The organism is Syntrophomonas zehnderi OL-4 (genome assembly GCF_000983115.1).
Classification (GTDB): Bacteria; Bacillota; Syntrophomonadia; order Syntrophomonadales; family Syntrophomonadaceae; genus Syntrophomonas_B; species Syntrophomonas_B zehnderi.
In genome coordinates this window covers 71,204-84,392 of the sequence record NZ_CGIH01000005.1, presented here as the reverse complement: position 1 = coordinate 84,392, position 13,189 = coordinate 71,204, and the positions used below count along the sequence as shown (strand labels likewise).

General features: G+C 47.7%; 11 protein-coding genes. 4 read left to right on the top strand and 7 right to left on the bottom strand.

All coding sequences use genetic code 11. The features are described 5' to 3' along the window. Window position 1 precedes the first annotated feature (1 nt). The 5 genes from AAV90_RS02430 to AAV90_RS13910 form a co-directional block, all read right to left on the bottom strand. Complete coding sequence (locus AAV90_RS02430; protein ID WP_046495428.1) at window positions 2-667, bottom strand: sugar transferase; 666 nt, start codon at window positions 665-667, stop codon at window positions 2-4. A gap of 63 nt (window positions 668-730) precedes the next feature. Beyond that, window positions 731-1,276 (bottom strand): hypothetical protein, encoded by a 546-nt coding sequence (locus AAV90_RS02425; RefSeq protein ID WP_046495426.1) that lies wholly within the window; start codon window positions 1,274-1,276, stop codon window positions 731-733. Then, a complete protein-coding gene (locus AAV90_RS02420; RefSeq protein ID WP_278279292.1) occupies window positions 1,263-1,856 on the bottom strand; it encodes a hypothetical protein in 594 nt (197 codons plus the stop codon). Before AAV90_RS02420 ends, AAV90_RS02425 begins: the two co-directional genes overlap by 14 nt. Beyond that, entirely contained in the window at window positions 1,805-2,197 is a 393-nt protein-coding gene (locus AAV90_RS02415; protein WP_046495420.1) for an HD domain-containing protein, read from the bottom strand. The genes AAV90_RS02420 and AAV90_RS02415 overlap by 52 nt, the downstream gene beginning before the upstream one ends. A gap of 91 nt (window positions 2,198-2,288) precedes the next feature. After that, window positions 2,289-4,712: an N-acetylmuramoyl-L-alanine amidase gene (locus AAV90_RS13910; protein WP_052729550.1), complete on the bottom strand. Its 2,424-nt coding sequence runs from the start codon at window positions 4,710-4,712 to the stop codon at window positions 2,289-2,291. A gap of 308 nt (window positions 4,713-5,020) precedes the next feature. On the opposite strand from AAV90_RS13910, the gene AAV90_RS15575 reads away from it, so the two are divergent. Further along, the gene (locus AAV90_RS15575; protein WP_278279291.1) at window positions 5,021-5,146 is read left to right on the top strand and encodes a hypothetical protein; all 126 of its coding nucleotides are present in this window, start codon (window positions 5,021-5,023) and stop codon (window positions 5,144-5,146) included. Between the two features lie 388 nt (window positions 5,147-5,534). Here the strand turns inward: AAV90_RS15575 and AAV90_RS02405 are convergent, their stop codons facing one another. After that, entirely contained in the window at window positions 5,535-6,605 is a 1,071-nt protein-coding gene (locus AAV90_RS02405) for an LCP family protein (RefSeq protein ID WP_052729549.1), read from the bottom strand. Between the two features lie 124 nt (window positions 6,606-6,729). Continuing rightward, window positions 6,730-7,797 (bottom strand): glycosyltransferase family 4 protein, encoded by a 1,068-nt coding sequence (locus tag AAV90_RS02400; RefSeq protein ID WP_046495418.1) that lies wholly within the window; start codon window positions 7,795-7,797, stop codon window positions 6,730-6,732. A gap of 248 nt (window positions 7,798-8,045) precedes the next feature. Here AAV90_RS02400 and csaB point away from each other — a divergent pair, with 248 nt between their 5' ends. The 3 genes from csaB to AAV90_RS02385 all read left to right on the top strand — a co-directional run bounded on the left by csaB (window position 8,046) and on the right by AAV90_RS02385 (window position 12,955). Next, window positions 8,046-9,125, top strand: a complete 1,080-nt coding sequence (gene csaB, locus AAV90_RS02395) for a polysaccharide pyruvyl transferase CsaB (protein WP_046495417.1) — start codon at window positions 8,046-8,048, stop codon at window positions 9,123-9,125. 309 nt (window positions 9,126-9,434) lie between these two features. Continuing rightward, on the top strand, window positions 9,435-10,946 hold the full coding sequence (gene murJ, locus AAV90_RS02390; RefSeq protein ID WP_046495415.1) for a murein biosynthesis integral membrane protein MurJ: 1,512 nt from the start codon (window positions 9,435-9,437) through the stop codon (window positions 10,944-10,946). Then, window positions 10,946-12,955, top strand: a complete 2,010-nt coding sequence (locus AAV90_RS02385; protein WP_046495413.1) for a DUF5693 family protein — start codon at window positions 10,946-10,948, stop codon at window positions 12,953-12,955. Before murJ ends, AAV90_RS02385 begins: the two co-directional genes overlap by 1 nt. The last annotated feature ends 234 nt before the right edge of the window (window positions 12,956-13,189 follow it).

Sequence of the window (13,189 nt, the reverse complement as noted above, 5' to 3'; positions counted from 1 at the left end):
ATTATTTTTCCTTAACCGCTGCAGCTTGTATAGCACTTTGGCGTACTTCTCTATATTCTTCCTGCTTATAATTTCCCATAAACTCCGGCATGGTGGCTTCCCCTGAAGACGCAATCCCCTCCCGCCGGAATACCTTCACTATGGTAAAAAGCAATATTTTAATATCCAGCCGAAACGACTGATTGTCCACATACCAGACATCCAGCGCAAACTTCTCCTCCCAGCTAAGTGCATTGCGCCCATTCACCTGCGCCCAGCCAGTAATTCCCGGCTTAACCTCATGCCGCCGGGCCTGCTCAGGAGTATATCTATCCAGATACTGCATCAAGAGAGGGCGAGGCCCTACCAGACTCATGTCACCCTTTAACACATTAAATAACTCCGGGAATTCATCCAGGCTGGTCGTACGCAGGAAATTCCCCAGGGGGGTAAGCCTTTGTTCATCGGGCAACAGATTACCCTGGTCATCCTTTCCACTAGTCATAGTGCGGAATTTATACATGCCAAAAGCCCTGCCATGAAAACCAGGTCGCATCTGTTTAAACAGAACCGGACGCCCCATCCGCAGCCAAACTATAACCGTTATAACAACTAATAAAGGAGACAGCACAATCAGCCCCAGTCCGGCTACTACTATATCTAAACATCGTTTTATAACCGGGTACATGCTCTCCCCTCCGTGAACATAATTCCTCACTAATTCCAGGGATAGTCCCCGGACTTATTGAGACTAAATCATTCCCATCTTAGATAAAAAACCTACCGCCTTATCAATTGAACTCTGGGATATTTCCCATCCTAATTGTTTGGCCTCATTAGCAACCTCATCAGATCGTATATCTGTATCGCTTTCTTTCAGTATATGATAAGTCTTAGCCGCAATAGAAAGTGAAACATAATCCTCATCCCCGGCAAGGGAGAGTTTTTTTAAACAATCCTTAATTTCCCTATATTCTTCAGGTTTTCGCTTTTCCAAATCACGTAATACTTCCTCGCCATCGGCGGTAAGCTTATAATCAAACCTTTTCTTTTCAAAACCCGTTTCCCCATCTACTCCAAAACCAACTGTATTCTGTTCTACCAATCCCAGAGCTTTACATTTACCAATTGAATTATCCAATTCCGGAGAATAAGGTCCATAATAATGAGGGTTATATGGTAAACCCAAGTCTAATAAGACATTTAAGAAGTAGGCCTTTTTTTGGATCAATGTTTTCCCTCGCATCGTTCCTCCCGCTTCCCCCAACATCAACAGGAAAACCTCAGATGCTTTCATTGTTTCCCTCCTCACCACTATCATTAATCACATTTTCAATTAAAACTTCAATCTGCTCCGAATACTCGCGGAGCCTGATCTTCTTGTCCTTATCATCCTTAAATACAATGGGGGCATAAACCTCAAGAAATTCGTCTTTTTCAGCCTCATTAATAGAACGAAATAATAGTGATTCTTCTTCAAATATATTGGGAGTATTGCCCTGTAAAACTAATATAGAACCTTCTGAGTTCCTTGACTGCTCCCTTACTGACTGAATAGTAAATTTATTTGCAATAACCAGACATGGTTCAATACTGATGTTTAGCCCAATAGCTTTTTCAATATCCTTTCGATACTTATTAAATTCTTCAGATATTCTTTGGCGTATAACCGGTCTCTTAAAATCCCCTATCCTTTTGGTAAAAATCCTCTTAAACAGCTTTCTTGCCGCCAATCTTTGAAATATATCTTTGCAATACCCTTCAGGAGTTTGGTCAGAGCAAATGGTAGTTACTAACACTTCATCGTTCCATTTTAACCATTCCTTTAAAAATTCAGGAGAACCATCGTAGGAATAGAGCTTACATAGATAATCAATCTTATCAGTTCAGCCACATTAATCCCAGAAATATCTATACTCTTTAATAGTTTTCTATTTAATAGTCTATCACATAACTCACTCAGTAATTTATCATCACTATTAACCCACTGATGGAACCAGTACCAAAGTATCATATCATCCAGTTCTAAATAGGATGTCAGATATTTCTCTTTATCTTCCGGCTTGCTTAAAAACAAAACATCCAGATACGGAGGACATTCCATTTCTTTGCTAGTTATCAATTCCTTTGCCCTATTAAGAATCTTTCTGGTGATAATTTCTGCGCTACGGGTAGTCTTATGAAAATACACATGTTTATACATGTAATACCTAGCCATGTAATGAGATTCTGCTTTTTGGTAAAGAAAGGGACTGGGGTGAATATATATGCCCCAGTCCCTGTGGTATGTTCTTTTCTACATAAGTTTTCTACATTTCCCGCATATACTGCTCTATGGCGTTGGCTATGGCCTGGGCGGCCAGGTTTTGGAAGTCGTCTTGCATCAGCAGGGCCTGCTCGGCGGGGTTGCTGATGAAGGCTAATTCTACCAGGGCCGAAGGCATTTGAGCATTTCTTAGCACAGCTAGGTTTTTCTCTTTTACCCCGCGGTTGATGCGCTGCAGTTTGGACATCAGCTCATTTTGCAGGAGGGTGGCTAGTTTTTGCCGTTCATCCCGCTGCACATAGAGTTCCGGGGTGGTCAGCGGGGCATAGAAATACGTTTCGGTTCCGCTGGGGTCTGGCGAAGTCGAGGAATTACAGTGTATGGACACGAACAGGGTGGCATTGAGCCGGTTGGCTATATTACTTATTTCGTTTAATTCTACGAAACGGTCATCTGTGCGGGTATATTCTACCGGGATACCTTTTTGTTTAAGCAATTCTCCGACTTTCAGCGTAACCGGCAGGGTAACTTCCTTTTCTTTGATAAGGGTTCCGCAGGCTCCGGGATCCTTGCCCCCGTGCCCGGCATCCAGTACCACCAATTTTTCACGGTTCTGGTTGGTGGTTTTGCGCATCAATATTATGTTCAGATCATTGTTGCTACCGCTGACGGCAAAGCTGTGTTTATACTGCCCTTGGATATCAAAGGTCATCAGCAGGTTGTTGGCGTTTTTTTCCACCTGCAGGCTCTTAACCAGATCGGAACTGTAGTTGTAATTGATACCTTTCTTCAGGTTAAGACCTGGCAAGGTTACCTCCAAGCGGTCGCCGCTTGCTTTTCCGGCCGGGGTTACCGGACATAGGGTACTGATGACAAAACGTTCGCCTACGCTACCAAAGGGACTCTTTTCTATGTTAATAAGGTAGTTGGGGATGTATAACACCAGCTTTTTGCCGCCGTCCTCCACCATCGTTTTATATTCTACCTCGGAGGGCAGGCTAATCGTAATCTGGGTATCTTTGTCATAGTCACTGGCCTTTACCTTCAGCAGTTCGCTGCCCATCTTTTCTTCAAAATAATTCAGGCCCAAGAGGGGGCGATTCGTAAATGCATAGCGAATACTGCCGCTGCTTTCCTGGATCTGCGGCTCCAGCTTCTGCCTGGAGCTGATGACGACTTTTATACCGCTGGCATCCCGGCTGCGGGACAGGCGCAGGGCATTTTCCGGATCTGGCACCGGGGCTGGTGGAGCAGGCGGCTGGGGGGTTGGCTCCACTACCGGCGGAATTACCGGTTCAACGGGAACTGGCTCAGGGGAATTTCCTGCTGCGGGTTCCACCACCCAGGAGGCTACCCAGGCAGTTCTTCCGCCTTGGCTGACCTGATACCAGCCGTTCTTTTCTGACAAGACGTTCAGGCGTTCTCCGGCATTGGCTACACCTGCCCGGGCAGCAGTCGTTGACGGGTTTTCGCGCAGGTTGACCGCGCCTTCCTTAACAGCTACGACTGCCGGGGTGGGCGCAGGGTTGTAGGCAATGGTAACCACCCGGGTCTGTTCATTCCAGGCTACCTTTCCTCCGAAGGCTTCACCCACGAAACGCAATGGCGCCAGGGTGCGATCATTTACGATCTTGGCCGGTACTTCCAACTGCCAGGTTTGACCGTTGACGGTCGGACTGGTCGAACCCAAAGGCAGTATAACGGTAGTACTGCCGCGGCGGGCGATAACCGTACGGGTAGATTCATTCCATTCCACATAAGCTCCCATAGCTTCAAAAATAGTCCGCAGAGGCACCAGGGTGCGGCCGTTTTCAATGCGGGGCGGCACTTCAAACTTAAGGGGCTGGTTATTGAACAGTACGCTGGATACAGCGTGGCTGCCGGTTCCGGCCGGAGGTGCGGGGGTCGGCGGCTGCGGGGCGGGGGCAGGTGAACTGCTGCCGATCTCCTGTACCAGCCAACCGGCTACATAGGCCGTTTTTCCTCCGCTGAGCTGAATCTGGTACCAGCCGTCCTTTTGGCCTATTACGTTATATACTGCCTGATCCGGCAGGATTTCCACTTTGTCATAGCTGGCATTTGGCCCGCTGCGGCTGTTTATGGGGCCGTTTATAACCTTTACCTGTTTAGCAGGCGTATTCGGGACTGCCGGGGGCGTGACTGTCTGCCCGGTGCTTATATATTGGCTGGCTACGTAGCCTTCTATATTGCTGTATCTGATTTTGCTCCAGTCGGCGCCGGATTGCAAAACTTCGACTTTAGTGTCTATCAGGAGGGTTCCTACGACATCATAGCCACTGCCCGGCCCGGATCGGATATTGACCACGCTGCCGGTGATCTTACCCGGAGCGGCCTGAGCGGACGGAACCAGTAAAAGGGCCAGGATGATAAAAACGGTCAGCGTCCACAGACCCATCCGACCCATCCGACCGGGATGGTTAAATGAAGGTTGGCTGCTGCGTAACATAAAAAAATCCACCTCTCTGGTATGCTAAATAGTCTTTCGACTTTTTCCTCTATTAGTCCTGCTATCCTCTTAAGGATAATAGAGGTAAATGTCGTTATTAGTATATACCATGCCGGCGGTGGTTTTCTTGCACCTCTTTTAATGATTTTTAATATACGTGGTGAATGGTGGCGTGATACTAATGGGGAAGCTTTGCTTCCCACCGGAAGCTAAAGCTTCCGCTACCGGGGTAAGAGAATCGTAAGTTTTTCGTTCCGATACCGGGGTGGATATTCGTAAGTTGTTTTGTTCCGATACATGTTGCGGTAGTGGGCTTGCTTGCGGAAGCTAAAGCTTCCGCTACCGGGGTAGATATTCGTAAGTTGTTCGTTCCGATACATGTTATGGTAATGGGCATGATTGCGGAAGCTAAAGCTTCCGCTACGGTGGTTTAAATATCTAATAAGACCGCGTAAGACCGCGTATATCACCCTACGGGTACAACTGATATGAACTTCGTTCATAATTAAGGTTGCTGCGTTATCCGCGTCTATTTCCCTAATAGTCTGTATTTCGTGGCCGGGGCTGGGGAGGTGGCTGCGTTAGAGGTGAATTTCGTTATAAGCAAACGGGGAAGCTCTGCTTCCCACCGGAAGCTAAAGCTTCCGCTACCGGGGTAAGAGAATCGTAAGTTTTTCGTTCCGATACCAGGGTAGATATTCGTAAGTTGTTTTGTTCCGGTACATGTTGCGGTAGTGGGCTTGCTTGCGGAAGCTAAAGCTTCCGCTACGGTGGTTTAAATATCTAATAAGACCGCGTTATCCGCGTCTATTCCCTAATAGTCTATATTTCGTGGCCGGAATCGGAGAGGTGGCTGCGTTCCCAGTTGAGTTCTTCTTCGTCTTCTTCCTGATCGCGTTGATCGCGGTAGGAATTTGCTGTGCTGGTACTGTTCTGGTTAGTTTTCGGCGATGTCTGTCTGGAGTCGGCCGGGGCTTGTGATACTACGGCAACGGTTTCGCCTGCCAGCATTTTCTCCAGCAGGCCGGAGGTTTTTTCCTGGTCGGCTACCCAGTAACTTTGGGTCAGGTTACCCCATTCATCGCGTTTTTCCATAAAATAACCGGGCAAGGTCTGGGCGACAACGGAGTCGGTACTGAAGCCGGGCACCCAGGTCGCCATTTTCAGCATATCGGTAAGCCGCAGGTTGGTGTCAACGTTGCGGTTGACTTCCCGAACCAGGCTAGGAAGTTTGGCGATGTTTTTCGGTTTTAATATCTCCTGACTCAGGGCTTTGATAAACACCTGTTGATGGGCGGTCCTTTCAATATCCCCCAAACGATAGTCACGGTAACGCACGAAGGCCAAGGCTTGTTTGCCGTTTAAGCGCTGCTGGCCTGGTTTAAGGTCAATGCCTTCAGATGGCTTGTACATTCGCTGGTCAACTTCGATATCGACTCCTCCCAAGGCATCAATAATATTAACGAAACCCCTAAAATCCATTTCCACGTAATAGTCAACCTTCTCGCCCAGTATCTCCTCTACCTTTTCGCCCACCAGCTTAGGCCCTCCCACGGTATTGGCGGCATTAATTTTATCGGAAGGACTGCCTTTAATATCTATCCTGGTATCGCGGGGAATGGATATAATGGCAGCTCGGTCATTTTTAGGATCAATCGAAGCCAGGATAATCGTATCGGTACGGGTTTGGGTTTCTCCCGGACGGGCATCGGTTCCCAATAAAAGTATGTTGGTACGCTTCCCTTCCGCTTCCTGGGCAACTTTGTCTCCGGGATCGTCATCGGTTGTGCGGCCCAGTAAATATGTCTGCAGGGATGCGCCCATCCCAAACGAGATGCCGAAAACCAGTCCGGCTACGATCACAAATCTAAAAAATGTTCTTATTTTGGACATAAGTAATCCTCTAACTTTCCAAAATTTCCTCTTGACTAAAAAACCGTTGGGTAAGGTTGTTAACCTTTATTCGGCAGTTTGTTCCAGTAAATAACTTCGTAAAAACTCTTTTGGTTGGACTTTTTTAAAGTTTGGCTTCATGGCCCTGATTCCTTACCCGGGCCGGTATTTTAGCCTGACCGGTCACCATGCCGATTCGGCTGGCCCCGATTACCACCAGCAGCAATAGCAACAGGGGCAGGATCAAGGTGGCTTTGGGATTACTCAGCCAGCTTAAAACAATGGCGGACAGGCTAAATAGGGCGCTTATGCCATATATGATTAAAACCGTAGTTTTGTGCGGAAATCCTAATTTGAGCAACCGGTGGTGCAGGTGATCCTTGTCGGGCATAAATATAGGGGTTTTTTTATAAATCCGGCGAAATATCGCAAAAAAGGTGTCGAAAATAGGTATTCCCAAAATAACGATGGGCAACAGTAAAGATATAACGGCCGTGCTTTTAGCTACGCCGGTAACGGCCAGACATGCCAGGGTAAAGCCTAGAAAATTCGAGCCGCTGTCACCCATGAAGGTACGGGCGGGGTGATAATTATACGGTAAAAAACCCAGGATAGCCGCAGCCAGAACAAAAGCGGTTATGGCTACCATTTGCTGTCCCTGCATCAGGGCTACAATACCCATGGTAAAGGCGGCGATGGTGGATACCCCGGCTGCCAAGCCGTCCAGTCCGTCTATTAGATTAATCGCATTGGTAATACCGACAATCCATAAAAATGTCAGGGGTATGCTTAGATAACCCAGGGCCAACATACCATCGAAGGGGTTGTTGACAAACTGAATAACCACGCCGAAATATATGGCCACCGAGGCTGCAATTATCTGACCCAACAGTTTCGTCCAAGCAGACAGCTGGTAGATATCATCCAGCAAGCCAACGATAAACACCAGGGAAGCTCCCAAAATTATCCCGGCATAGGGGCCGGAAACCTTGACCAGCAAAAGCATTATGATGACGAATGCTGCAAATATTGCCATACCTCCCATTCTCGGCATGGCGGTCTGATGGACTTTGCGCTTGTCAGGTTGATCTATGGCACCCAAGCGGTAGGCCAGTTTGATTACCAGGGGCATGGAAAAATAAGCCACGACAAATGCCGACACCAAGGCGATTGCCCAGGTATAAAAGGGCATAATTAAACAAACCTCCCCAAAATATTGTCTAGGCTAATTCTAACATCGCGCCTGGGGCTTGTCTATATACCAACTTTTAGTCATAATGAGTATGGTTTTCTGTTTATTTGTCTTAATGGATTTTTAGTAGACGCGGATTAGGCATCGCGAGGAGGTTTACATAAATTGGTGTTTGCAGGGTACTGGAAAAATGGTGCCAAGTTATCTATCATTATTAAGGTATACTCTTTATGGAAGAGGAGTCATTTATGAAAATTGTCCTGTCAGGTTACTATGGTTTTGACAATGCCGGGGATGAAGCCTTACTCTTAGCCATTAGTTCTTCCATTAGACGGCTTAGTCCGGATAGCGAGTTGGTGGTTTTCTCCGGGAACCCGGCTAAAACTGCCCGCCTGCATAATCTGCGCGCCGTCTACTACATGAATCCCTGGGCTGTGGTACGGGAACTCTGGCAAGCCGACCTCTTAATCAGCGGCGGCGGCAGCATATTTCAGGATGTTACCAGTTCGCGCTCCCTGTTTTATTATATCAGCGTAGTAGTCCTGGCTCGTTTGTTTATGAAGCCGGTGGTTTTTTACGCCCAGGGAGTGGGCCCGGTCAGGAGGCCTTTTAACCGCTGGTTATTGGGACGGGTTGCCAACCGGGTAAATCTTATTACCCTGCGTGATCAGGCTTCACGGGATTTTCTGCAGCAGTTGGGGGTTTGCCGCCCGCCTTTGCAAGTAACAGCCGACCCCGTATTTGCTCTTAAAACCTCTGCCGCGGAAATAGAGGGAATTTTGACTTTATTTCCTTTTCTACATAATAAAAATACAAAAAAGGTGGGGGTGGCGGTGCGGCAGTGGTCAGCCCTGGAAGGCTATCAAGAGGAGCTGGCCCTGGTTTTGGATCGCCTGCAGGAAAAGGGATTTGAAATATTGTTTATTCCCATGGATTATCCGCAAGATATTCGTGAGTCGGAAAGGGTTATGGGCTTTATGCGTCAGCCGGCCCGGCTGCTTAAGCAGAATCTGACCACCGCCCAACACTTGGCGGTTATTTCTCAGTTTGATCTGATGATCGGCATGCGTCTGCACGCCTTGATCTTCGCAGCCAGTTGTGGGATTCCTTTTGTCGGCATTTCTTATGACCCTAAGATTGATGCCTTTTTGGATCTGTTTGGCCTGCGGCCTTTGCCGACCGGGGCCGGGGATATGCTAGGGGAGATCGAATCACTGCTGGGCAACGAGGCCCAACTGGAAAATATGCGCAGGATTGCCCATAAATTGCGGGTACAATCTGAAGAAAACGCCCGCTTGGCGCTGCAGGTATTAATAGACGCGGATTAACGCGGATTTATTGTTTGGGGATGATGGACACAGATCATTAATGTTGCAGGGTATGGAGGGGGAAGCTTTGCTTTCCTGCGGAAGCTAAAGCTTCCGCTACAACAACTAATGGATGGGGGAAGCTAAAGCTTCCGCTACCACCTATGAGCTTCCGCTACGGTGGTTTAAACATCTAATAAAACCGCGTTAATCACCCTACGGGTACTACTGATATGAACTTCGTTCATAATTAAGGTTGCCGCGTTATCCGCGTTATCCGCGTCTATTAAGAACCTGGGGTCTGATTACTTTTTACGAGGATTGTTTTTTATGGATCGTGAAAGTGCTAAAACTGGTAAAACTTTTATAGGTGTTTCGGTAGTGATATTTTTTTCCAAGGCGCTGGGCTTTGTCAGAGATATCGTTATGGCGTTTGTTTTTGGCACTACGCTTTTAACCGATCTTTTTCAGGCCATTTTCAGCCTGCCTAGCCTGTTGTTTTCCAGTATCGGCAACGCCCTGTCATTTGTAAATATCCCGGATCTAACTTTTTATTTGAAGCATAAGACCCGGGAGGAACGCAACCGCTACCTGGCTAATCTGTACGCCCAGGTATCCCTGGGGGCGGCTTTAATTTCTTTTCTAGGGATTGTGTTTGCTCCGGCTCTGGCTCGGTTGATCGTACCGGGCATGGCCGACCAGGCTTTTTCCCTGGCGGTCTTGTTAACACGAATTATGATACCGACCCTGCTTTTCGTAACCCTGACCTATATTACGGCCGGGGTGCTGCAGGTGCATGGTTATTTTCTCATGTCGGCGGCAATCAGCATACCCTTTAACCTTTTGATCATCGCTGCGCTCTTTTTAAAAGGGCAAGATATCATCTTCCTGGGTTATGTAACTACTATCGGCTGGCTCTTGCAGTTCTTGATTCAGCTGCCGATCTTGGTTAAGGAGAAATATCAATTCCCCCTGAGCATCGATTGGAAAAATGAGCATACCGTCAATATGTTCAAGCAGCTTCTGCCTATATTGCTGGGTAATTCGCTCTTGCAATTATGCCTGGTTATCGACAGAACCTTTGGTACCCATCTGGAAGAAGGCACCACGGCGGCACTGGGCTTTGGCAGTACGCTTTTTATGACCATCACCGGGATTTTTATTATTGCTCTGTCTACGGTAATCTTCCCACGCATCTCCGCCTACTGCCTGGAGGGTGATTTTCGTCAGCTGCGCTCCATACTCAGATACGGCTTTAAAATCCTGGTTTTTATCCTCCTGCCCTATCTGCTGCTGGTCGTGGCTTATTCCCAGGATATTGTCTCCCTGCTCTATGAACGGGGAGCCTTTAACGCAGCGTCTACCCAGCTTACGGCTACGGCCTTTTTAGGCTACAGTTTCGCCGTGGTAGGCTATGCCTGTCAGGAACTCTTTAACCGGGTTTATTATGCCCTTAAAAAATTCCATACCCCCATGTATGCGAGTTTGTTCTGTCTCCTTTTGCATCTGCTCTTAAACCTGCTCTGGTTTAGACAGCTCGGGATCGTTGGACTGGCTGTCTCAACCTCGATTGCCTTACTCGTTTATGCCCTTATAATGGGCTTTATGGTATACCGGGTCATCGGTGCGTTTTTGGGCGCAGATTTTTGGCAATTTCTCCTGCATCTGCTGCTGCCGGTGGGCGGCATGGTTTTATGTATCGTTTTAGGCCGACATTTACTGCCGGCTGGTATATGGACATCTTTCCTGCTGCCGCTCCTGGTGAGCGGTACGGTTTACCTGCTTTTGGCCTGGTGGATTGGACTGGCCGATGAAATCAAACTTAAGGAGGAACCCGTTTAATGAAAAACCGTCTGCGTGTCGTCTTGTGGATTACTCTGCTGGTGGCTTTGCTGCTGTCCATGCAGGGCTTTATTTTAAGAACCGCTAACGAAGCCCAAAACAAAACCCTTATTACAGCTGCCGAGTATCAGTTATTTGAAAAAAACGCGGAAATATCAAATATGCCTATTAATGAGGTATTGAAGCGTTTGGAGGATCAGGGCGTAAATGCAATCGCGGTCAAGGAAACCAGCCTGCGGGATCTGGCCGCCCGAGGCTCCGTATACATTAGCTCCTTGGCTGACTTTACCGCTTTCAGCAAGGCTTATCGACCGGATGTCTGGGGTGCAGCTGACCGGGCCATAGGACAACGGTATATCAGCCCGGCTAATCTGGTAGTCGTTTCTGCCGATGAAGCAACCACCCGGTTTTTGCAGGAAAGACTGGAGAACCGTTTTACGCCTCAGGAACTGGTAACGTTTGCGGCCGGCGGCCAGCATTATTTTATTGTAAATGCTGAACTGCCGCAGTTGGACAAGTCCAAGAACGCAATTAAAGAAAGGGATACCCTGCTGGGTTTTGAAGAAAATATTTTAGACAGCCTTAAGGAGCAGGGCTTCAGCATTATATTGCGTCCGGGCAATACGACCGGATCAAATACGGCTTATCTGCAAGAATATGAGCGGCTTATTGATCGTTATGATGTGAAAACTTTGATTTTCGGTTATAACAGCGTAACCGGCTATCCTGATCATCTGGATGTGATGGAAAAGCTGGTGGACAAATACGATTTGACTATCGGCGTTGCCGAAACTTCTCAGCAGTTAGGCTATATCCCCCAGGAAGGTCTGGATAAGCTAATCAAAAAAACTAACTATCCTATCAACCGGGTTTACTCAACTTCCCATGACGATTTTGTTAAAACCGTGGATGAAAGGTATTATCGTTGGGTCAGGGGCGTTATTGACCGGGGCATCCGGATTGTATACCTGGTTCCTTTTAAGGATGATAAAAAGGACATATCCCAAAACCTTAATGATACGATTGACACCGTAGGCAGGTTTCACGAGACGATTACTGCCAAGGGTTTCGTTTTCAGCCAACCGGCGGTTTTGGAACACCTGGACAGTAGTATCCCCGGGGCCGTACACCGGCTGCTGGTGTCAATCAGCCTGCTGCTGGCGACCCTTTTATATCTGGAATATCTCCTGCGGCCGCAGCGCAAATGGATACTGGGGTTGGGCGGAATAGGCCTTGTGGCCTGTGTTGCCATCAACCTCCTGTGGGGGGCTGATTTTTCCAAGGTCTATGCCTTGGCCGCCGCGATTTTATATCCTACTTTCTCCAGCCTGCTCCTGCTATTATACTTAAAGAGAAATTCGTCCCGGTCCTGGTTGTCACAGCTATTGGGATCTCTGGCGATTCTCCTTGCGGTTAACGCCTTGGGCATGTATACGATTGTAACGACGCTGGCAGATATCCGCTATATAATGAATATCGGTTATTTCAGCGGGGTAAAGGTGGCCTTTTTAGTGCCGCTGCTGCTTTTCCCGCTTAACTATCTGAGTGCCACGGTTGAGCGTAAGGATTGGCTGGACTTCGTAAGGGGTTTTTTACGAAAAAGTCCCAGCTATCTGGTGCTGGGGCTTTCCCTGGTGGCTCTGGTGGCTCTTTATGTATATATCGGGCGCAGCGGTAATGAATCGGGTATCGAGGTTTCCAGTCTGGAGATTCGTCTGCGGGAAATACTGGAGATGGTCTTCCTGGCCCGTCCCCGTTTCAAGGAATTTATTATCGGCTATCCTGCCCTGATGGCCATGGTTTACCTGTACCGGAAGTATAAACAGGATCTGCTCCTGCTGGTTTTGGGCTTCGGGGTGCTAATCGGCAGCATTTCCATGGTAAACTCCTTCTGCCACGTGTTTACTGCGGTAACCATCTCGGTAAACCGTACGCTGGCCGGACTCCTAACCGGCCTCATTGTCGGCAGCGCACTCCTGTTGGTTATCTGGATAACCGATAGCGATTAATAGACGCGGATTACGCTGATTAGCGCTGATTTACGCGGTTTTATCTATTTAAATATGCGTGGGCTTGGTAAAGAATCTGGCAGGTAGGACTAGATATGCAGATATGGGTTAAAATCTTAACCTAAAAAACAATAATACCTAAACCTGTACCCTTCAGCAAAATAGCAAACCTTTTAAAAAGCCAAAACCGCGTTAATCACCCTTCGGGCACTACCGATAGCAATTAATAGACGC

Bases quoted from the DNA above. Each gene is read 5' to 3' on its own strand.
- AAV90_RS02430 (WP_046495428.1), bottom strand. From the start codon at position 667: ATGTACCCGGTTATAAAACGATGTTTAGATATAGTAGTAGCCGGACTG.
- AAV90_RS02425 (WP_046495426.1), bottom strand. From the start codon at position 1,276: ATGAAAGCATCTGAGGTTTTCCTGTTGATGTTGGGGGAAGCGGGAGGA.
- AAV90_RS02415 (WP_046495420.1), bottom strand. From the start codon at position 2,197: ATGGCTAGGTATTACATGTATAAACATGTGTATTTTCATAAGACTACC.
- AAV90_RS13910 (WP_052729550.1), bottom strand. From the start codon at position 4,712: ATGTTACGCAGCAGCCAACCTTCATTTAACCATCCCGGTCGGATGGGT.
- AAV90_RS02405 (WP_052729549.1), bottom strand. From the start codon at position 6,605: ATGTCCAAAATAAGAACATTTTTTAGATTTGTGATCGTAGCCGGACTG.
- AAV90_RS02400 (WP_046495418.1), bottom strand. From the start codon at position 7,797: ATGCCCTTTTATACCTGGGCAATCGCCTTGGTGTCGGCATTTGTCGTG.
- csaB (WP_046495417.1), top strand. From the start codon at position 8,046: ATGAAAATTGTCCTGTCAGGTTACTATGGTTTTGACAATGCCGGGGAT.
- murJ (WP_046495415.1), top strand. From the start codon at position 9,435: ATGGATCGTGAAAGTGCTAAAACTGGTAAAACTTTTATAGGTGTTTCG.
- AAV90_RS02385 (WP_046495413.1), top strand. From the start codon at position 10,946: ATGAAAAACCGTCTGCGTGTCGTCTTGTGGATTACTCTGCTGGTGGCT.